We start from the raw sequence: 22,410 nt of genomic DNA on the forward strand, positions 1-22,410 counted from the left end.
AGGGTGTAGGGTGTAGGGTGTAGGGTGTAGGGTGTAGGGTGTAGGGTGTAGGGTGTAGGGTGTAGGGTGTAGGGGATAGAAAACGCATCCCCCCACCCGGTTCGAGTACCGAACACACCCCAGCGATTGGGATCTGACATCAGTTGGGCGGCATCAATTCTTCGGCGCTGCCCTCAATTTCCGGTTCGGCGTTTCCTTCAATTTCGGGTTCGCCGTTCCCCGTCTCCGTCAACTTTGCCTGCACCGACTCGATTTTTTGGCGAGCCGCCTCTTGCCCCTCCTCGTCCCCCGCCTCCTGGAGGGCGACCAAGGCGGCTCGGAAGCTTTCCAAGGCTTGGGGATAGTCGCCCAACTGCTCGTGAATTTCCCCCACCTGATTGAGGGTTTTGCCGATATCCGGCTGGGCTTCGAGGTCTTGATAAATTGATAGGGCCCGTCGGTAGGTTTCCAACGCTTCGTCCAACTGCCCCCGGCCGGTGTAAATGCCGGCGAGGTTGCCGAGGGCTTCCCCCAGCAGGGCCGGTTCCGTCGCGTCCTGGGCTAGGGCGATCGCCTGCTGGTAGGATTCCAGGGCCTTGGGGGGCTGGTCGAGATTTTCGTAGATCGTCCCCATCAAATTGAGGATGCGGGCCGCGTCGCCCCCGTCGCCGATCGCTTCCATCAGTTGCGCGGCCTGCTGGAAGTGGACCAGGGCTTGAAAATCATCCCCGGCTTGGCGGTAGATGTAGCCCATATTGCTCAACAGTCGCCCCACCCCCGCTTGGTCGCCGGTTTCGCGGCGCAGGGCCAGGGCTTGCTGGTAGATCTCCAGGGCTTTTTCGGTGTTTCCCATGCTGAAATAGAGGGCACCGAGGTTGTTGAGGGTGCGGGAGCGATCGCGCGGGTCCCCGACTTCTTGGCGGATGACCCGGGCCTGTTCGTAGTAGTCGAGGGCTTCGGAATATTGGCCGAGGCTGGTGTAGACGGAGGCGATATTGTGCAGCGATTCCCCGGTTTCGGCGCGATCGCCCGCCGTTTGAGACAATTGTAGAGCTTCTTGGTGGAGTTCGAGGGCTCTCGAGTGTTCCCTCTGTTGGCGGTAGACGAAGCCGATCAGATTCAGGCTGCGGGCCGTCCCCGTCTGGACTCGGGCGGCGTCGGTTTCCGCCGCCGGGGTTTGGCGGTAGATTTCCAGGGCTTCCTGGAGGGTTTTCAGGGCGCGATCGTCGGGCCCGAAATTGGCGTGAACTTCCCCGATCGCGTTCAGGGTTTCCGCCACCGCCAGGCGATCGCCCCCTTGCCGGCGGATTTCCAGAGCTCGGGTGAGGGCATCGAGGGCGGCTTCAAATTCCCCCTTCTGAAATTCTTCGATTCCCGTTTGGTAGAGTCGCTCATCTTCGGCCACCGACGGGGTTTCGACGGCGGGGGCGGTTTCGGGTTCCGGTTCCCCGTCGGTTTGGGCGACGGCGGGGGAGAGGGCGAACACCAGGGAACTCGCGGCGATCGCGATCGGAATTTGAATCTTCCAAAACCTTTGTCTGAAGGCGATCCGTTGTCTTAATATCGAATTCGTCAAAATTGCATCGGTTTTTAACATCATCGCTGCCACCAGGTGAAAAAACAGTTGGGTAGATGTTCCGGGCATCTGGATTCAAAAAATAATTATCATTGTAGGGGTGAATGGTATTCGCCCTTTTGTCGTCCGTTTCAAATTGTATGCTAACCCAAACTGTTGATAGGATTCTCGATCGCGCTTTGGAGGGTGCGGATCTGTCCCCGGAGGAGGGGGTAAGATTACTCAAATCGGACGGTCCGATGTCGGATTTTCGCATCCGGGATGTCGCGGATCGGCTGCGATCGCGGCAGGCGGGAGAAACCGTCACCTACGTCGTCAATCGCAACATCAATTTTACGAATATTTGCGAACAGCATTGCAGTTTTTGCGCGTTCCGCCGGGATGAAGGGGAGGCGGGGGCGTTTTGGTTGGATACCGCCCAAATTTTGGAAAAGGCGGCGGATGCTCTGCGACGGGGGGCGACGGAAATTTGTATGCAGGGGGGATTGAATCCGAAAGCTAAAATTGGGGGCGAATCTTTGCCCTATTATGTGAAATTGGCGGCAACTCTGAAATCGGAATTTCCCGATTTGCACCTGCACGCCTTTTCCCCCCAGGAAGTGCAGTTTATCGCCCGAGAGGACGGTTGTAGCTACGAGACGGTGATCGCCGCCCTGCGGGATGGGGGGGTGGGTTCGATGCCGGGGACGGCGGCGGAGGTGTTGGACGATCGCGTGCGACGGGTGATCTGTCCGGAAAAAATCGACACGGCAACCTGGTTGGAAATCGTGGAAACCGCCCACCGCCTCGGGGTTCCCACCACCAGCACCATTTTGTGCGGCCACGTCGAGACGCCGGAACAGCAGATCGCCCACCTGGACCAATTGCGATCGCTGCAACAAAAAGCCCGCGATCGCGCCTATCCGGCCGAAATTACCGAATTTATCCCCCTCCCCTTCGTGGGACAGGAGGCCCCCGCCCCCCTGCGGCGCCGGGTGGGACGGGATCAGCCGGTTTTATCCGAGAGTCTGCGGCTGACGGCGGTGGCGCGAATTTTCCTGGGAAATTGGATCGCCAACCACCAGCCGAGTTGGGTGAAATTGGGGTTGTCGGGGGCGACGGAGGCTTTAAAATGGGGCTGCAACGACATCGGCGGCACCCTGATGGAGGAACACATTACCACGATGGCGGGAGCCCAAGGGGGAACCTGCATGACGGTGGCTGATCTCGAAGGTGCGATCGCCTCTATCAACCGCCCAATCTGTCAGCGGGATACGCTTTATAACCTTTTGGGGAAATGAAAAGTGAACAGTGAACAGTGCTCGATTCCCCATTCCCTATTCCCTAATTGATACCCATGTCCAATTCAAAATCTTTCCGCCATTATCTCGAACGACCCGGTATTTTAATCCTTCCTGGCGTGTACGACTGTCTCAGTGCCAAATTGGCTGAACAGGTCGGCTTTGAAGCAGTCTTTACCAGCGGTTTTGGGATTTCTGGGTCAACGTTAGGATTGCCGGATTACGGGTTCTTGACGGCGACGGAAATGCTCTACAGTGCGGGTCGAATTGCCCAATCTATCGATATTCCTTTGGTGGCGGATATGGATACGGGGTACGGCAACGCTTTGAACGTGATTCGGACGGTCGAGGATGCCATTCAACAGGGGATTTCGGGGATTATTTTGGAGGATCAGGACTGGCCGAAAAAGTGCGGTCACTTCCAGGGAAAACGGGTGATTCCCGTCGATGAATATTTGTCGAAATTGCGGGCGGCGGTTGACGCGAAAGGGGACAGCGATTTGGTGATTGTGGGGCGGACGGATGCCCGGGCAAGCTTGGGTTTGGAGGAGGCGATCGCTCGGGGAAGGGCCTATTTTGAAGCGGGGGCGGACGTGATTTTTGTGGAGGCACCCCAGTCGGCGGAGGAGTTGAAAATGATCGCCGAATCGTTGTCGGGAATTCCCCTATTTGCGAATATGATTGAAGGGGGAAAAACGCCGATTTTGTCGGGGGAGGAGTTGGCAGAGTTGGGGTTTAAAATTGTGGTCTATCCCCTGTCGGGTTTGTTTGCGGCGACGAAGGCGATGCGGGATTGTCTGCAACAGTTGAGAAGTCGGGGGACGACGGCGGGTTTTGATAATTTGCTGTCGTTTTCGGAGTTTGAAGCGGTGATTGATGTTCCCAAGTATCGGGAGTTGGAGGGGCGGTTTTTGGAGAGTGGGTGAAATGAACCACTCCAGGCACTCCAGGACACGGAGAGTTGCTCGGTTTGTTTGAACGAGAGTCAAACTCGAAACTGAGCCGTCATATTCTCACCGATCGTGATATAATTATTTAATTGGTATTGTATTTATTGCGATCGCAGAAAAAAATCGAGAAACTCACCCCGTAGGGGCACCAAGCTTGCGCCCTTTTTAATAATCCAATTAATCTGAGTTTTTCTGATGCTTTAAAACCGCGTCCCGCAACTGCCCCTGACAGTCCTCAAGCCGTCGTTTTCCGGCTTCCGCATCCAAACCCGTCCAGTGCATCAACAGCGCCAATTTTACGGACTGATTGCTGCGTTGCAATAAATCTGAAGCCTGTTCTCGCTCGATTCCGGCTAGATCGTTCAAAATTCGCACGGCGCGATCGCGCAATTTATTATTCGTAATGGCGACATCGACCATCCGATTTCCGTAGACTTTTCCCAGCTTCACCATTACACTGGTAGAGATAATATTTAACGCCATTTTGGTCACGGTTCCGGCTTTGAGGCGGGTGGAACCGGCGAGAATTTCCGGACCCACCAACAGGCGGATATCCACATCGGCGGAGAAGGACACTTGGTCGGCGGGGACGCAGGCCATAAAGATGGTCGTCGCCCCCCGACTCTGGGCTGCCTGTAACGCCCCTTGGACGAAGGGCGTGGTCCCCCCGGCGGTAATTCCCAGGACGACATCCAATTCGGTAATCTGGCGGTGGGCGATCGCGTTTTCCCCGTCTTCGGCCCGATCTTCCAATTCCTCGGAACTGCGGATTAAGGCCCCGGCTCCCCCGGCGATGATGCCCTGGACTAATTCCGGCGGGGTGCAGAAGGTGGGGGGACATTCGGCGGCATCCAAAACCCCCAGGCGTCCGCTGGTTCCCGCCCCGACATAAAACAGGCGCCCCCCTTTTTTGAGGGCTCGGGCGGTCAGGTCGATCGCCGCGGCCAGGGACTCCCGGGCGTGGGCGATGGCCAGGAGGGTGCGGGCGTCCTCCCAGTTGAACAGATCGACCAATTCCAGGGAACTGAGGCGGTCCAGGTTTTCGCTGCCGGCGTTGGCTTGTTCGGTCAACAAATGCCCCCGGGTCTCCAAATCGTGCATTTTCGGATTATCGTCTTTCACAATAGTTCAGGGGGTTACAACAGGCCTTCGAGACGGCGGCGGATGCTCTCGAGTTCGTCGGGGTCGAAGTCGGACTCCTCTTCCTGGGACTCGGCTTCTTTTTTGGCCGGTTCGGTTTCCCACTCCAGATTATCGACGTTGTTCTCGGGGGGGATAGCCAGAGCCCCCGAGGGGACGAGTTCCCAGTCGTAATCTACGCTGCGACAGAATTCCTTGATTTCCTCATCATCGATCATCTCGATGCTGGGACTCGGGAAGTCCTGGGCTTCCAGGAGGCCGCCGAAGCGGGTCGCATCCTCCTCCTCCTCGAACATCAACACTTTGTTGCGATCGCCCATCTGAATCGTGTGGATTCCCTCATTTTCTGTGCCGGCATTGAACAGCAACACGTAGACTCTCATGATCGTCAATCGGGTTTTTAACAACGCTTTTGTCTATTCTACAGCCTAGATGGTCGTTTTTTCTTCGCTGATCGCGATCGGGACGGTTGGGAGATCGGTTCCGTTCCATTTTTTTTGCTTTCGTTTCTACAGAATATCATATCATGATATCGTTGTCGAATGGATGCCAATTTCGCGATCGCTTTTTCAGAAACCTTTGAGATTCGGCCCGTCGAATCGCGATCGCCGACGGCAACCTTTTCATTGCAAGGACAGGAAAGATCGGACATGAAACCCACCGTCCCCCCCGTCAAATCCCCAGCCATTCGAGATTTTATCCGCGCTCAGGTCGAGTTTCCCGACACCTTCAAAGCCCCAATTTGTGATCGGGATGAAATGTATTTATTCGCCCTGCAAAATCAGGGCAGTCCCCCACGGGCGATCGTCCGCTACTATTTCAACGGTATCCGCATTTTTGAGGCGGTAAAACAGGCCGTCAACTGGCACTTTAAAGGATTCGACACTGTTTCATCATTCCTGGATTTCGCCAGCGGTTACGGGCGATCGACCCGGTTTTTTATCCAAGCCATTCCCCCCGAAAAAGTTTGGATCTCCGACATTTACGCCGACGGGGTCAAATTCCAAGCCGAACAGTTCGGAGTCAACGGCATTATTTCCACCTCCCAACCGGAAAACTATTCCTGTCCGCAAACCTTCGATTGTATTTTAGCTTGTTCCTTTTTCAGCCACCTGCCCAAACAGACCTTTTCAGATTGGCTGCGGGTGTTATATAATCTTCTCAACCCCGACGGTTTACTATTGTTCAGCGTTCACGATCGCGCCCTCCTCCCCCCCCACCTAGCGATCCCATCTTCGGAATTACTCTTCTGTCTCACCAGCGAAAGTCAAACCCTCGATTTAGGAGAATACGGAACCAGCTACGTCGGAGAAGAATTCGTCAAAAATGCGATCGCCCAAGTCTCCGCAGGTGCAGCCGTTTATCACCGCATTCCCAAAGGAATCTGTCGCTATCAAGACTTATATATAGTCGCCAAAACCCCCGCGATCGACTTTTCCAATTTCCGCTATTATCACCACCCCCAAGGCAAACTCGAACGCTGTCGCCTCACCCCCGCAGGTATCCTAGAGTTGGGGGGATGGGTATCCGAAATCAACCCCGGCGGAACCATTTCAGAAATCACCGTTTTAATCAACAACCGCCTGTCCCACGTCGAGAAGGTAAAAGCCGACAAAATCGAAAAAAATGATAAAATATTTTGGCATTTAAGATTCAAACCTGATAGAATCAAACCACAGGACACGATCCTAATCAAAACCGCCAACAATTTCGGCTTAGAATGGGTATTTGAATCCGCCCCCCTGGAATTTATACTCAATCAGTAACCCGCCCCTTAAAATCTGCGAAAATCTGCGAAATCTGCGGATGAATCAATCCAAAATCTCCCCCTTAATCATAACCGGAATGCACCGATCCGGAACCTCCCTCACCGCCGACTTACTGCGGCGGGTTGGAGTCAATTTAGGCGATCGCCTGTTACCCGGAAGCCGGGGCAATATTCGCGGACATTTCGAGGATATAGAGATTCTCGAATTCCACCGAGACATCCTGCGATCGCAGGGTTTCCATCCAGACGGCTGGGTGAGACAGTCGGAAATCCCGGTGCCCGAAACCTTCATCGAGCCCGCGAGGGAAATAATCGGCAAAAAATCCCAACCTTCTTTGTGGGGATGGAAGGAACCGAGGACGAGTTTATTTTTGGACTTCTGGCGGGAATTGCTGCCCGAGGCGGGGTTTATTTTCATTTACCGATCGCCCTGGGAAGTGGCGGATTCGCTGTATCGGCGGGGAACCGATCGCGCCCTGATCGAAAACCCGGAATTGGCAATTCTATCCTGGATACATTATAACACAAATATCCTGAAATTTTGCGATCGCCACCCGGAAAAATGCGCGATCGTCCACCTCCACAAAGTCGCCCACTCCCCCGCCGCCCTCATCTCGGCAATCAACGAAAAATTCAATCTCCAACTTCCCTCGCCGGAGGAAAACCCGTTTGAAGCGGAGTTATTGAAAACGGAAATATCCGAAACTTTCCGCCCGGGCATTATCAAACGATTCTATCCCGAAGCGGTGGACTTGTATTTGGCGTTGGATGCCAGGGCGACACCCTTAAACGGCGAACCGGCGTTATCTTGGGCTTCCCCCCCCGCGTCTCTCTCCCCGCAGGATTGGGCGATTTCCGACTGGTTGGAAATTCGCCAACGGGAGAACCAGAATCGGCGGTTGGAAACGGAATTGGAACGGACGCACACCCGACTCCACGACGCCCAAATCGATTTGGAACGATATCGAGCCCAAGCCAAAATTTGGGAATCCCGGCAGGGTAAAATTGACAGAAAATCCGCCCTCCCATTTCTGCCACCCCACACCCCGCCGCGGTTGACTCCCTACGAGGCATGGTTAAGAGTCAATCAATGGAATGGGAAAGCGAAACGGGATTTGGAAGAACGGTTAGAAACGGTTGCAGATCGCTTACCGAAAATTTCGATAATCATGCCGGTTTACAATCCGCCGCCGGCGTTTTTACAGCGGGCGATCGCATCCGTTACCGGGCAGGTTTATAAAAATTGGGAATTGTGCATCGCGGACGATCGCAGCACCGAACCCGAAATCCATTCTCTATTAGAAACGATAGCAGAAGACAACCCGAAAGTCAAGGTTATTTTTCGGGACGAAAACGGCAATATCAGCCAAGCCACCAACACGGCGATACGGATAGCGGAGGGCGAGTTTCTGCTATTTCTAGATCACGACGACGAACTGACGCCGGATGCCTTGGGGGAAGTCGGGTTTTACCTGGCGGAACATCCCGACACCGACATCCTCTATTCCGACGACGACAAAATCGATACGGACGGGCGACGGTTCTCGCCCCAGTTCAAACCGGACTATTCGCCGGAGTTGCTGTTATCTTATATGTATTTCGGGCATCTTTTGACGGTTCGGAAAACCTTGTGCGATCGCCTGGGGGGGATGCGTCCCCGCTTCGACGGTGCCCAGGATTACGACTTCGTTTTGCGGGCATCTGAACTCACCCGAAATATCGCCCATCTGCCGTTAATCTTATACCATTGGCGGGTGCTTCCCGGTTCGACGGCGGCATCGGGTGCCGCCAAACCCGATAGCTTTTCAGCCGCCGAAACTGCCCTGCAGGAAACCCTGGAAAGGCGGGGGATTTCGGGGACGGTTTATCAGCAGAATTGGGCGATGCGATCGCATTGCGGGATTTTCAACATTCGCTTTCCCGACGAGGGGCGATCGGTTTCTATTTTAATCCCCACTAAAAATAGTCTGGAGTTACTGAAGCCCTGCCTGGAGTCGCTGGAAAAAACCAGTTACAAAAACTATCGCATCATTATTATAGATAACGAAAGCGACGATCCGCAAACCCTGGACTATCTGCGGGAGACACCCCACCGGGTTATCAAATTGAATAATAGCGGGGGCGGGTTTAATTTCGCCTCCCTGATGAACCGGGCGGCGGCAATGGCGGACGGCGATTATATTCTCTTTCTCAATAACGACACGGCGACGATTTCTCCCGACTGGCTGAGTCAGATGGTGGGATACCTGCAAATAAAAGATGTGGGGGCGGTGGGGGCGAAGCTGATTTTCCCCAACCAAACCATACAACACGGCGGGGTAATTTTCGGACTCCACCACGGTTTGGCGGGGCACGCTTTCAAGCTGGTGTCGCGGCTGAGTTCCGGCTATTTGTGGGGGCTGAATGTCGCAAAAAATTATAGTGCCCTCAGTGCAGCCTGCCTGCTGACTCCCCGAGAGTTGTTTTTGGAAATGGGGGGATTTGACGAGACGGAATTCGCGGTGGCGTACAACGATGTTGACTATTGCGATCAATTGATAAACGCCGGTTTTCGCTGCGTTTACTGTCCCGACGCGGAGTTGATTCACCGGGAGGGTGCGTCGCGGGGTTTCGCCGACAATCCCCGAGAGGTGGCGAGTTTTCGGGCGAAATATCGGGGAAAAGTCGATCCGTTTTACAATCCCCACTTGTCTCTCGAAAACGAACAGTTCCAAATCCAGCCCCGCCGTTTTATCGGAAATCATGATAATCGCAAAATTCGGGTTTTGATGGCGAGTAACGCTTTGGATCTGACGGGGGCGCCCCTGCATCAATACGAACTGGCGATCGCGTTTTTAAAAACCGACACGGTTGAACCCACCGCCTTTTGTTTGGGAGACGGAATCCTGCGGGAAGCCTACGAAGAAAATCAGATTCCCGTTACCGTTTATGGACGCCATCCCCTCCGCAATATCTACACTTTGGAAGGCTACGAAACGGCAATCTCTCAACTCGCCGCCGAGTTGATGAAACATCCCGTCGATGTCATGTATGTCAACACCCTCGACAACTTCTTTATGGTGGACTGTGCCCGCAAAATGGGCATTCCTTGCATCTGGAATATCCATGAAAGCGAGCCCCAAAAATTTTATGCCGAATGGCTGGATAGTTACGGTCCCGAAATCGCCCGCCGGGGGTTGGAATGCTTTGCAATTCCCTATCGGGTGGTGTTCGTTTCCGATGCGTCGCGAGATCAGTATTTGGCGTTGAACGGATCGCATAATTTTACCGTTATCCACAATGGTTTTAACCGGGAAACGTGGGAGGCGGCGGCGAGACGGCGGACGCGGGAGGCGGCGAGGCGGGAATTGGGGGTTTCCGACTCGGAAATCGTCATATTATCCTTGGGGACGGTTTGCGATCGCAAGGGACAGCGGGATCTCCCCCCGGCGTTGCGGCAACTTTCCCCGGAATTGCAACAGCAAATACGGGTGTTTGTCGTGGGCGATCGCCCGGGTCCCTATAGCGAAAAACTCCATGCCGACGTTGCCAGTCTGCCGGAAAGTCTGCGATCGCGGATCGAAATTGTTCCCGAAACTTCCGATACGATTAAATACTATCGGGCGGCGGATCTGTTTGTCTTCACCTCCCGCGTCGAAAGTTTCCCCCGCGTCATCCTGGAAGCAATGGCGTCGGGACTCCCCATCGTCGCGACTCCGGTTTTCGGGGTGAAAGAACAGTTGCAGCCCGGAGTCAATGCCCTATTTTATCAGCCGGGAAATATCGAAGAGTTGGCGATCGCCATAACCACCCTGTTAAATTCACAAAATCTCCGCGATCGCTTCGCCGCCAATTCCCCCCCCGTCCTCGCCAGCCTGACATCCTTCGATGAGATGCTGGCGGGATATCGGCAACTCCTCCGGGAAGCCGATTTTACGATTCCAGATGTTTCCGAAGTTCCCCAAATTAAACCCAAAATGAATGAACCCTTAGTCAGCGTTTGCATCCCCCTCCACAACGGCGAAACCCACCTCCCGGCGACGCTGAAAAGTCTCGCCTCCCAAACCTATCCGAATCTGGAAATTATCATCGCCGACGATTGTTCCGAAGATCGCAGTTTGGCGATCGCCCGACAGTTCGCCAGCCAGTCCCCCGAGAACGTTTCCCTATTCCAACACCAACAACCCTTTGGACTCGCCCAAAACTGCAATTTCTGCCTGTCCCAAGCCAAAGGCAAATACGTCAAATTCCTGTTTCAGGACGATATCCTCGAATCGGACTGCATCGAAAAGCTGGTGGAACTAGCGGAAACGGACGAAAAAATCGGTCTTGTCTTCTCCCCCCGCAATTTAATTCTATCAGAAGGTGCGGAAGAAAATCAAGCCCTGATGACAGTTTACAACGGCTGTCAAAACCTGCACCAATCCTGGACAAACTTACAACCCGTTCAGTGGGGGTGGGAATTGCTATCCGATCCCAATATCCTGGAAATTCCCCTCAACAAAATCGGCGAACCCAGCGTCGTCCTCCTGCGGCGGGAAGTCTTCCAAACCGTCGGCGGATTCGATCCCGAACTCCGGCAGTTGGTGGATTTGGAATTGTGGCTGAGAATCCTCACTCGCTACAAAGTCGGCTTCGTCAACCAACCCTTATCCCACTTTCGCCTCCACCTCCAACAGCAAACCCTCAAAAACGCCCATTCCGGCGTATCCGATCAAGTCAAATTTTATCAAAAACTCGCCTTCGACTCCTGCTTCCAAACCCTCCCCGCCGAGTTGCGATACCTCGCCGCCGCCACCCACTTTCTCCTCACCGAACGCTACCAACCCGCCGACGAAAATACCTATCCCGAAATTCTCGATAACCTGAGAACCGTCCGCAATGCGATCGCACAAAAATGGCTGAATTCCCCGTCCGCCATTCTGGAACAGCAGTATGTCGGGTTATTGGGAAAAGCCCAAAAAATGCTGTCCAACACCAGCCTCAAATATCACCCCCCAACCCCCCGCGAAACCGCCTTCGTCGAAACCCTCAAAACCCAACTGGAATTGGGATTCGATAATCTCAATTTAATTCAATCCCTTCTCGCCTTCCAACTCTACGGCTGGGGAGACGAGATGCCGTTTTTCCCCGAATTCTCCCTTTTCCCCAACTGGCTGATTAAAGATAGCATGGAATTCATGCTGAAAGTCCCCGCCTATTTTCGCGAACCCGGCGCCACCTCGCGATACTGTTCTTATTTGGAAGAATTTGTCAAATTCCTCCACAGCCGGATTTTCAAATATCCCAAATCCAAGCTTTGGAACGCCGTCGCCATCCTGTTCGCGAATTTAGCGGATTTTACGATACTGCAATATCGGGAAGACACCGAAACCGCCTATCGGATGCGATCGCAAATTTTGGCATTCGTGATGGAATTGCAAAACCAAACCCTCGCCTGGGAATTGCCGCCGCAACCTCCCCGCAAACCCGTCAAACTCGGCATCCTCGTCCCCCACCTCCACCCCACCCCGGAAACCCTGATGACTCTGCCGATGTACGAATCCCTCGGCGATGACTTCCAGGTGATCTTATATTCCCTCGTCGCCACGGGAAACGCGATCGAAAATTACTGCCGACAAAAATTCCGGGGTTTTCAAAAACTGCCCAACTCCCTGGAACAACAGGTTGATCTCATCCGTCAAGACGAGTTGGATATTCTGTTGATATCCGCCAACCTGACAACCCGCACGATAGCCCCGGTTTACTTAGCCTCACACCGCCTCGCCCGGGTGCAAATTTGCACTCCCCTCTCCCCGGTATTGACAGAATTGAATAACGTGGATTATCATATATTTAGCAATCTCACCCGCCCCGATACGGCTAACCCCCAAATCTTGCCGATCGCGGAAAGTGGTTATTGCTGGGCGACGGCACAATCTCCACCCCGCCTAGACCTTGATCGCCTATCTTTAGAAATATCAAAAAAAGCCGTTGTTTTCGCTTCTGGCATCGATTCCCTCAAAATCACACCCGAATTAATCGAATCTTGGGGGTGCATATTATCCGAAGTTCCCAATTCTCTCCTGTTAATTTACCCCTTTTGGAATCAAAGCGATCGCGCCCACCTACAAAAGCCGTGGCTGCAAAACTGCACGGGAATTCTCGAAAAATATCAGATCGATCCCGATCGCATTTTGCTGTTAAACTTCGACGAACCCCCCAGCAACTCCGACTTGCAAAGCTGCCTCAAACTCGCCGATATCTACCTAGACTCCCACCCGATATCCGATATCATATCATTATTTAACGCCTTCAACGCCGGCCTGCCCATCGTCGTCAAAAACGGGGCGAAACCCCACCACTCACTGGGGGCAGCATTGCTGCGGGAAATGGGAGTCTCCGACTTAATCGCCCCCGACGATCGCACCTATATACAACTCGCAATCACCCTCGGAAACAACCCCAAATTTCGGCAAAAACAGCGCCGCCGGATGGACGAAATCATCCAAAATTATTATTCCGAAATAAAAGATAATATCAAACCCTCCAAAAATCTCGCCCAAATCCTAAATGAAATCGCGACCGTCGCCGCAGAAAATCGGACGCAATAATCCCATTTACATCGAAACCAGAAAACCTCTCCGTGTCCTCTGTGCCTGGAGTGGTTAAACTCCCCCACTCCGAAAAATGAGGGGTTAGACCCCAGCGGGGTTTGACTAATTGGAATGGAAACAATACACCATAAAAATTCGTTTCTATTGTTAAACTTCTGATCACTTTTGTTGTGCGGCGAATGAATTTTCTCCGCATCCGCCCGCCAAAATTCCGGACGGATGGCCAGAAGGCCCGCAAAGGATCGTCGATCCCCCGTTCACCCCACCCGGGTTAACCTACCGTCAGCCGAGAGAGTGATAATGCAACGACACATCCAAACCGCAATCCAAGACAACCTGCAACCCGCCGAAATCCTGGTGGCGATCGCCCCCCGAGTTGACGAACCCGAACGCCTCGCCGCCGGCCTCATCCCCGGTGTCCGCGTGCTCCACCTGGGCGATGGCGATCCCGTCAGCCAAATTGCAGACGCCATCCGCCGCGTCCCCACCCGGAGTTTACATCTCATTTGCCACGGTTCCGACGGCCACCTCGACCTAGGCGACACCCCCCCCGATGCCGACACCCTGCGACAGTGGGACGTCGGCGAAATCTGCCTCTACGCCTGCAACTTCGCCCGCAACCGGGGACAGAAATTCCTGCAAAACCTGCACCGACTCACCGGCGTCGCGATCGCCGCATCCACCCGTATTGTCGGCAACCCAGCCGGTGGAGGAACCTGGGATCTCGATTATCAGATCGGCGAGATCCTTTCCCCGTCCCCCTTCACCCCCCGAGTGCGGCAAACCTACCCCGGCACCTTCGCCACCTTCACCGTCACCACCACCGCCGACGACGGCCCCGGTTCCCTGCGGCAGGCGATCGCGGACGCCAACGCCAGTCCCGAAGCCGACGAGATCCGGTTTGACTTATTCATCCTCGATCCCAACTTCAATTTCAATACCGACACCTACACAATCCGCCCCCAGTCGCCCCTCCCCGCCATTACAAGCCCCGTCACCATCGACGGCACCTCCCAAAGTGGCTTCCGGGGCACCCCCGTCATCGAACTCGACGGCAGCCAAGCCGGCGGGGGCTCTGGCCTGACCCTGACCGGCGGCAACAGCACCGTCCGGGGGCTGGTTATTAACCGGTTTCCGGCTTTCGGCATCGAAGTGATCGGGGGGGGCGGCAACGTCATCGAAGGGAACTATATCGGCACCGACAGCCGGGGTGCCACAGCCCTGGGGAATGGGTTCGGCATCTCCATCTCCGAGTCCCCCGACAACATCATCGGCACCCCCGAAAATCCCAATATCATCTCCGGACATACCTTCACGGGGATTTTAATTGCGGGGGCAAACGCCACCGGCAACCAAATTCGGGGCAACGCCATCGGCACCGACCTGGCCGGGACCGCCGACCTGGGCAACGGCCGCTGGGGGATCTTTATCAACGCCGGGGATAACGCCATTTCCAACAACACGATCGCCTTCAACCGCCGGGATGCGATCGCCGTCGAACGGGGTGTCGGCAATACCATCGTCGGCAATGCGATCGCGGACAACGGCGGTTTGGGCATCGATCTCGGCGACGACGACCTCACCCCCAACGACCCCCTCGACGCCGATCTGGGCCCCAACACCGGGCAAAACTTCCCCACTCTCACAGGGGCTTTTTCCGACGGGACGAGTACCACCCTCACCGGGACCCTCAACAGCACCCCCGAGAGCAATTTCACCCTGCAATTTTTCTCCAACACCGCCGCCACCCGCCAGGGCCGAACTTTGATCGGGGAAACCCCAATTACAACAGATAGCAACGGCGATGCCAGCTTTACCCTCAACCTCCCCGTCGCCCTCACTGAGGGGGATTTCGTCACCGCCACGGCCACGAATCCGAACGGCGACACCTCGGAATTTTCGGGGGCGATCGCGGCCGTACCCCCGGCTACCGTCAACTTCAGCCGCGCCACCTACCGCGTCAACGAAGACGGAATCCCCGACGGGGCGGAAATCACCCTCGATCGCACCGGAGACACCGCCGCCGCCTCCGTCATCACCCTCAACCTCCGGGAGGGGACCGCCAGCGGTGCGACGCCCCCCCTCGACCCCGACTCCGCCATCCAGGATTTTGACAATACCCCCCAAACCGTCACCTTCGCCCCCGGCGAAACCCGCGTCACCCTCGCCGTGCCCATCAACGACGACGCGGTTTTGGAGGAAAACGAAGTCCTGGAACTGGTGCTCGACAGCCTCACCGGGGGGGCCAGCAACGCGATCATCGGGGACCGGGGCACCGCCACCGTTACCATCCTGGATAACGAGAACCGGCCCGGAACCCTGGAAATCGGCAGTCCGGCATTCCGCGTCACCGAGGGAACACCCACCGCGGCCATCACCGTCACCCGCACCGACGGGGACGAAGGGGCCGTCAGCGCCACCCTGAACCTGGAAGACGGGACGGCCCGGGCCCCCCAAGATTACACCGACATTTCCCCGGTGACGGTGCGGTTGGCCGACGGCCAGACCTCGGCCACCGTCAACGTCCCCATCACCGACGACGAGATCTCGGAACCCAACGAAACCTTTAATGTCCGCCTGGAAAATGCCACCGGGGGGGCGGCGATCGGGCGACGGTCCGAGGCTGCCGTCACTATCGAAGACGACGACAACCCCGCCGGACTCCTGGCTTTCCAAAACGCCGAATACACCGTCACCGAGGGCACCCCCGCCGTCACCGCCACCGTCATCCGCCGGGAGGGCAGTTCCGGCGCCGTCAGCACCCGGGTTCTGGTCGCCAACGGCAGCGCCACGGCGCCGCGGGACTTCATCAATAATTCCCCCGTCAGCCTGGAATTGGCCGACGGCCAGACCGAGGCCACCATCAGCGTCCCCATCGTTGACGACGGGGTGTTCGAGGGGTCCGAATCGTTCAGCCTGTTTTTGGACAGCCTCACCGGGGGGGCCAGCTTCGGGGCGACCCGGCGGGCCACCGTCACCATTGAAGATAATGACAATCCCCCCGGACGCCTGTCCCTGGAAGCGGCGGAATATACGGTGACGGAGGGGACGGCCAACCTGGAAGTGGCGGTGGTCCGCACCGGGGGCAGCGCGGGGAGTATCGGCGCGGATCTATTTGTCCGCGACGGCAGCGCGATCGCACCGGACGATTATACTGATATATCGCCGCGGCGGGTGGAATTTGAAGACGGCCAGACCCGCCAAACCGTCGCCATCCCGATTCTCGACGACGATCGCCGCGAAGATCCCGAAACCTTTACCGTCTCCCTCGACAACGCCACCGGCGGCATCCTGTTCGGGGAGAACCGCACCGCCACCGCCACCATCGAGGACAACGACAACCCGCCGGGGACCCTGGCTTTTGAAAGTGTCGAATATAACGTCATCGAGGGGATTCCCACGGCTTCTATTACCATTACCCGCGGCGAGGGGGATTTCGGGGCCGTCGGCGTCGAATTGTCCCTGCAAGACGAAACCGCGATCGCCCCGGAGGATTACACCAATATCTCCCCGGTGGCGGTGGAATTCGCCGACGGCCAGACTTCGGCCACCGTCAACATCCCCATCGAAGACGATGCGATCGCCGAAAATGGCGAGACGGTGATCCTCCGCCTCGACAACCCCACCGGCGGCGCTAATGTGGGGACGCGGAGTGAAGCCGTGTTGGCGATCGAAGATGACGATAACCCCGTCGGCAGCATCCAGTTCGCCGAGGCTGACTTTCAAGTAGATGAAACCGATTCCGAAGCCACCCTCACCCTCGTCCGCGACGGCGGCAGCGAGGGCGTCCTCCGCGTCAACGTCAACCTCGCCGACGACACCGCAACTTCCCCCGACGACTACATCAATAACTCGCCTTTAGTTGTGGAATTTGGCGACGGCCAGATCGTGCAAACCGTCAGGATTTCCATCGTTGATGACGCAATTTTAGAAGATGATGAAACAGTGGATCTGATTTTGGATGATCCCGAGGGAGGCGTGTTTTTCGGACGGCAAAATACCGCCACTTTGACCGTCGTAGATGATGAGGAACCGGAAAATATTCCCCCCACAATTACCGACATTTCCGACACCGCCTTTTTCCAAGATCTCCCCGCCCCGCCCATTCCATTTACGATGGAAGATGCGGAAACCCCGGCGCAGGAGTTGACCGTCACCGCCACTTCCGACAACCCGACTTTGATTCCCCCGGACGGGATGATTTTGGCCGGGGAAGGGGAAAATCGCACCGTCGCCATCACCCCGGCCCCGGGCGAAAGCGGGGAGGCTTTCGTCACCCTGGCGGTTTCCGACGGGGAAGATACCACCACCGATGAATTTCTGGTGACGGTGGGCGCCCAAACCGATCTGGCGGTTCGTTTCGCCCCCGACTCCGGGCGGGAGACGGACGAAAGCGGCGGGACGGTGGAATTTACGGCCGTTTTGGAGCGTTCCCCGACGGCGGATGTGGTCGTCTCCGTTGAGAGTTCCAATCCGGGCGAGGGGGTGGCCGAACCCGCGGCGCTGACGTTCACCCCCGACAATTGGGATGTCCCCCAGACGGTGACGGTGACGGGGCAGGCGGACGGGGAAGTTGACGGCCAAAGGCCCTACGCGATCGATTTTGTCGCCGCCGGCGACGACCCCACCTTCGACGGACTGTCCCGCCGCGTCGCCCTGACGAATGCGGACGTCGTCCCCGCCACGATTCCGGAACCGGTGGAGGTGGACACCCTCAACGGGGGCCCGGGAGCAGATGTGTTCTGGCTTCGCAGCAACGTGGACCAACTCGCACCCCTGAGTCCCCCCATCACCCAATTTGGCACACCCGACCCCGACAGCTTGCCGGGGCAAGACGGCAACGATGTCATCTTTGGCCGGGGGGACGGTGACACCCTGTTGGGATTCCGGGAAGATGATTTCTTGGACGGACAGGGGGAAAGCGATCGCCTCCTCGGGGGCCAGGAAAATGATATCGTCATCGGCAACAGCGGGGACGATACGGTGTTCGGGGAAAAGGGCGGCGATACCCTCTACGGCGGCCCGGAAGCGGATGTCATCTACGGCAACCAGGAAGGCGATGTCATTTTCGGGGACGGCGGGGCCGATACGATTTACGGCGGCCAAAATAACGACAGCCTCCTCGGGGGGACGGGTAGCGATCTCCTCTTCGGCGACAAGGGCGATGACACTTTGACGGGTTTCAGTACCCGGGCGCAGGGGTACACGCTAATTAACGATTTCGACATCGAAGAAGATGTCATCTTACTCAGCGGCCTGCCGGAACGCTTCCGCCTGGAATTGTCGCCTCCCGAACTGCCCGAGGGGACGGCGATCATCCGCGAAAATTTGGTCGGGGAAGTGGAGGCGATCGCTGTGGTCGCAGACGTTTTTGGATTGGATTTGGGGGCGGATTATTTTCGATTTTCTTGATTTTTAATCGCAAAAATTCAACCCCCTAAAACTTGTGAAAATACGGCGGGGAGGGGCGGGGGGAAAAATGTCCCGGCCCCTACCGCCCCCCCAATTGACGGTGAATCGAAATCGGATCGGGATCGCCGGCGACGATGGAAACATTAAAAACTGTTGAAATTGTTTGAATTTTATTGCGGGATATCCCGAAGGTAAATTGAGGTGGAGGAAAATACAGAGTAGAACCAAAATTGTTGTCAATTTTTTAGGACAATGGAAGACCAAGTTCAAGACACCAACAATGGCCAGACGCCCGAAGAACCCCTCGAACCGCCGACCGTCTCGACGGAGGAGGTGGATACCCTGCTGGGGGGGGCAGACGCCGATGTCTTTTTCTTTCGGAACCACTTCGATCAACTCTCCCCCCTGAGTCCCCCCACCAGCGAAATCGGCAGTTCCGAAGGGGAGGAAATCTTGGGCACGGACGGCAATGACGTGATCCTCGGCCGGGATGGCAATGACACCATTTCTTCCTTTAAGGGGGATGATTTTCTCGACGGCCAGGGGGGGGATGACCTGCTGTTCAGCGGCCAAGATAACGATATCGTGGTGGGTTCGGACGGCGGTGACACCCTGTTCGGCGATCGCGGCGTCGATGTGGTCTACGGGGGAGATGGGGAAGATGTCCTGTTTGGAAATCAGGACAACGATACAATTTACGGCGACGGCGACGACGATGAAATTTACGGCGGCCAGGGCAACGACAGTTTGATCGGCGGCAGCGGCAACGACCTCCTCCTCGGCGATCGCGGCGAGGATACTTTGATCGGGGCCAGCCGCGCCGGGGAAGGTTACACCCGAGTCGCCGACTTTGACTCCGGTGAAGATACCATCTTACTCTTCGGAACGGCTGATGGCTATCAACTGGTTTCCACTGCAGATCTCTCGGCAGAAACCGGCGTTGAATTGCCTTCGGGAACGGCAATTTTGTCCACGAATTTGAGCGGCGATCGCGAACTCCTTGCCGTCATCGAAGATGCATCTTCCCTCGATCTCGGCGACAGCTATTTCCAATTTTTATAAAGGAAATTGACGGCTATGTTTTGTCGCGTTTCCTGTGATTTAATCCTCTCTCCTCCCCCCAAAGCGGGGCGGGAGGGGGTGAAAAATGCCGATGGAAAAGACACCGCACGAGCGGCGATCGCGATCGGAATTGAATCCAGAATTGGGGGTGGGATTCAAGCCCAACAACGAACCCACCATCACACGCCGCGCATTGATAAACTGATGCGTTTGAGCTTTTCATTCACCTCCAAAACTCGGACGTTTACCACCTGTCCCACCCGGACGATCTGTTTGGGATCTTCGACGAAGCGATCGGCGAGTTGGGAGATGTGCACCAAGCCGTCCTGGTGAACGCCGATATCCACGAAGGCGCCGAAATTGACGACGTTGGTGACAATTCCCTCCAACTGCATCCCCGGTTTCAAGTCGGACACTTCTTTGATATCATCCCGGAATGTGGCGTATTTGAATTCCGATCGCGGGTCCCGTCCCGGCTTCTCCAATTCGGCGACAATATCCTTGAGGGTGGGCAAGCCGACGGTATCGGTGACGTACCGTTTCAAGTTCACTGATTTGAGTTTGTCGGAGGTTTTGGAAATCGAATTTAACGGGATTTCTAAATCCGATATAATTTGTTCCACCACCGGGTAACTTTCCGGGTGGACGGCGGTATTGTCGAGGGGGTTCGCGCCGCCCCGAATCCGCAAAAATCCGGCGGATTGCTGGAAGGCTTTCGGCCCGAGTTTGGACACCTTCAGCAGTTCTTTGCGGTTTTTGAAAGCTCCCTTTTCGTTGCGGTATTTGACGATATTTTGGGCGATCGCGGGCGTGATTCCGGAAACAAACGTCAGCAATTCCTTCGACGCCGTGTTGAGTTCCACCCCCACATAGTTGACGCAACTTTCGACGGTTTCATCGAGTTTTTTCTTGAGTAATTTTTGATCGACATCGTGTTGATACTGTCCCACGCCGATGGATTTGGGGTCAATTTTCACCAATTCCGCCAGGGGATCTTGCAGGCGGCGCCCGATACTGATCGCCCCCCGGACGGTAAGATCTAACTCGGGAAATTCCGCCCTCGCCACGTCGCTGGCGGAGTAAATCGAGGCGCCGGATTCGTTCACCATGACGTGAATGGGTTTGTTGGGTAAAGAGGCTATTGTTTCTTTGACAAAATCCTCGGTTTCTCGTCCGGCGGTTCCGTTGCCGATCGCGATCAATTCGATATTATATTTATCGATAAATCCCCGAATCGTTTTCGCCGCCGATTGGCGTTGGTTGGCGGACTGGTGGGGGAAAATTGTCTGATATTCGCAGAACTTTCCGGTTTCCGACAACACCGAAACTTTGCACCCCGTCCGGAACCCCGGATCGATCGCCAGCGTCGGTTTCATCCCCGCCGGGGGGGACAGCAACAACTCCCGCAAATTGGCTTCAAAGGTTTTGATGGATTCGATGTCGGCGTCGGCTTTGCGATCGCTCCTGATTTCACTAATCAACGAGTTCTTCATCAATCGGTTAAACCCATCTTTGATTGTCGCCTTATAAAATTGTCGAATTTCAGGATTTTTGCTGCGGATAATTTTCGACTCCAAATGTGCTAAAATAAAAGATTCATCGAAATCTAAATCCACCTTCAGAATCCCATCCGCCTCCCCCCGCAGCAACGCCAGCAGGTTGTGTGGCTTGATTTCCATCACGTCTTCCCGGAAATTTCGGTACATCTCGAACTTCGTGGAACCCTCCGGGTAGTCATCCTTAACCCGGGAAACAAACGCCCCCTCTTCCATCAGATATTCCCGCAAATCCGCCCGCAATTCCGCCGTTTCCGCGATCGCTTCTGCGATGATGTCGGCGGCACCGCCGAGGGCATCTTCCGCCGTTTTCACCCCCTTTTCCGCGTCGATATATTTGGCGGCTTCCGCTTCCAAAGAGACGGCGGGGGCGTCGCGCCGGTTCAGGGATGCGATAAAATCGGCGAGGGGTTCGAGTCCCCGTTCCCGGGCGGTAGTGGCGCGGGTGCGGCGTTTGGGGCGGTAGGGAAGATAAAGATCTTCGAGTTCGGTTTTCAGCAGGCAGGCGTCTATTTTCCCATGCAATTCGTCGGTGAGTTTGCCCTGGGATGCGATCGCTTCGAGTATCGTTTTTTTGCGATCTTCGAGTTCCGTCAAATAGTTATATCGTTCGGAAATATCCCGCAGTTGGGTTTCGTCGAGGGAACCCGTCCGCTCTTTCCGGTAGCGGGCGACAAACGGGATGGTTGCCCCCTCCGCGAACAATTCTAAGGCATTTTCGACTTGATAGGCTTTCAGGGACAGTTCTTGAGCGAGGATGTGAGGAATGTTGAGCATGGAAGGTTCGTTCAGTCTGAATCGATGCGATCTCAGATCCATTGTAATACTAAAGTCGGGTGCGTTAATGAAATGTAACGTACCGCACTATTTTGATGGGGGAGTGGGGGCAACCGTCTCGGGTTGCCCGATTTATGAATTTGTCAGCGAACTGCACTATTTTGATGGGGGGTGGGGGCAACCGTCTCGGGTTGCCCGATTTATGAATTGTCAATCCCTATAATTTACCTTGGGCAAGCACAGAGGCTTGCCTCTACCGATGGGAAATGGCTTGTTGATAATTTGTTGATGGGCAAGCACAGAGCCTTGCCTCCACTGATGGGAAATGGCTTGTT

General features: G+C 55.6%; 10 protein-coding genes. 6 read left to right on the plus strand and 4 right to left on the minus strand.

Features of this window, described 5'->3' with window-relative positions; genetic code table 11:
* Positions 1-139: 139 nt before the first annotated feature.
* Entirely contained in the window at positions 140-1,624 is a 1,485-nt protein-coding gene (locus LKE08_RS23140; RefSeq protein WP_324706633.1) for a tetratricopeptide repeat protein, read from the minus strand.
* Positions 1,625-1,695: 71 nt separating this feature from the next.
* On the opposite strand from LKE08_RS23140, the gene cofH reads away from it, so the two are divergent.
* Together cofH and LKE08_RS23150 are read left to right on the plus strand one after the other, a co-directional pair.
* The gene (gene cofH, locus LKE08_RS23145) at positions 1,696-2,835 is read left to right on the plus strand and encodes a 7,8-didemethyl-8-hydroxy-5-deazariboflavin synthase subunit CofH (protein ID WP_324706634.1); all 1,140 of its coding nucleotides are present in this window, start codon (positions 1,696-1,698) and stop codon (positions 2,833-2,835) included.
* 56 nt (positions 2,836-2,891) lie between these two features.
* A complete protein-coding gene (locus LKE08_RS23150; protein ID WP_324706635.1) occupies positions 2,892-3,761 on the plus strand; it encodes an oxaloacetate decarboxylase in 870 nt (289 codons plus the stop codon).
* Positions 3,762-3,962: 201 nt separating this feature from the next.
* Here the strand turns inward: LKE08_RS23150 and murQ are convergent, their stop codons facing one another.
* Together murQ and LKE08_RS23160 are read right to left on the minus strand one after the other, a co-directional pair.
* The gene (murQ, locus tag LKE08_RS23155; RefSeq protein ID WP_324706642.1) at positions 3,963-4,886 is read right to left on the minus strand and encodes an N-acetylmuramic acid 6-phosphate etherase; all 924 of its coding nucleotides are present in this window, start codon (positions 4,884-4,886) and stop codon (positions 3,963-3,965) included.
* Positions 4,887-4,921: 35 nt separating this feature from the next.
* On the minus strand, positions 4,922-5,308 hold the full coding sequence (locus LKE08_RS23160; RefSeq protein ID WP_324706636.1) for a DUF3110 domain-containing protein: 387 nt from the start codon (positions 5,306-5,308) through the stop codon (positions 4,922-4,924).
* A 159-nt stretch (positions 5,309-5,467) separates the two neighbouring features.
* On the opposite strand from LKE08_RS23160, the gene LKE08_RS23165 reads away from it, so the two are divergent.
* The 4 genes from LKE08_RS23165 (at position 5,468) to LKE08_RS23180 (ending at position 19,742) form a co-directional block, all read left to right on the plus strand.
* Entirely contained in the window at positions 5,468-6,691 is a 1,224-nt protein-coding gene (locus tag LKE08_RS23165; RefSeq protein ID WP_324706637.1) for a class I SAM-dependent methyltransferase, read from the plus strand.
* Positions 6,692-6,731: 40 nt separating this feature from the next.
* Complete coding sequence (locus tag LKE08_RS23170) at positions 6,732-13,265, plus strand: glycosyltransferase (protein WP_324706638.1); 6,534 nt, start codon at positions 6,732-6,734, stop codon at positions 13,263-13,265.
* A gap of 303 nt (positions 13,266-13,568) precedes the next feature.
* On the plus strand, positions 13,569-18,680 hold the full coding sequence (locus LKE08_RS23175) for a Calx-beta domain-containing protein (RefSeq protein ID WP_324706639.1): 5,112 nt from the start codon (positions 13,569-13,571) through the stop codon (positions 18,678-18,680).
* A gap of 252 nt (positions 18,681-18,932) precedes the next feature.
* On the plus strand, positions 18,933-19,742 hold the full coding sequence (locus LKE08_RS23180) for a calcium-binding protein (protein WP_324706640.1): 810 nt from the start codon (positions 18,933-18,935) through the stop codon (positions 19,740-19,742).
* Positions 19,743-19,921: 179 nt separating this feature from the next.
* Here the strand turns inward: LKE08_RS23180 and LKE08_RS23185 are convergent, their stop codons facing one another.
* Entirely contained in the window at positions 19,922-22,075 is a 2,154-nt protein-coding gene (locus tag LKE08_RS23185; protein WP_324706641.1) for a Tex family protein, read from the minus strand.
* Between the last annotated feature and the right edge of the window lie 335 nt (positions 22,076-22,410).

Origin of the sequence: Lyngbya sp. CCY1209 (assembly GCF_035615495.1) — a bacterium.
Classification (GTDB): domain Bacteria; phylum Cyanobacteriota; class Cyanobacteriia; order Cyanobacteriales; family Microcoleaceae; genus Limnospira.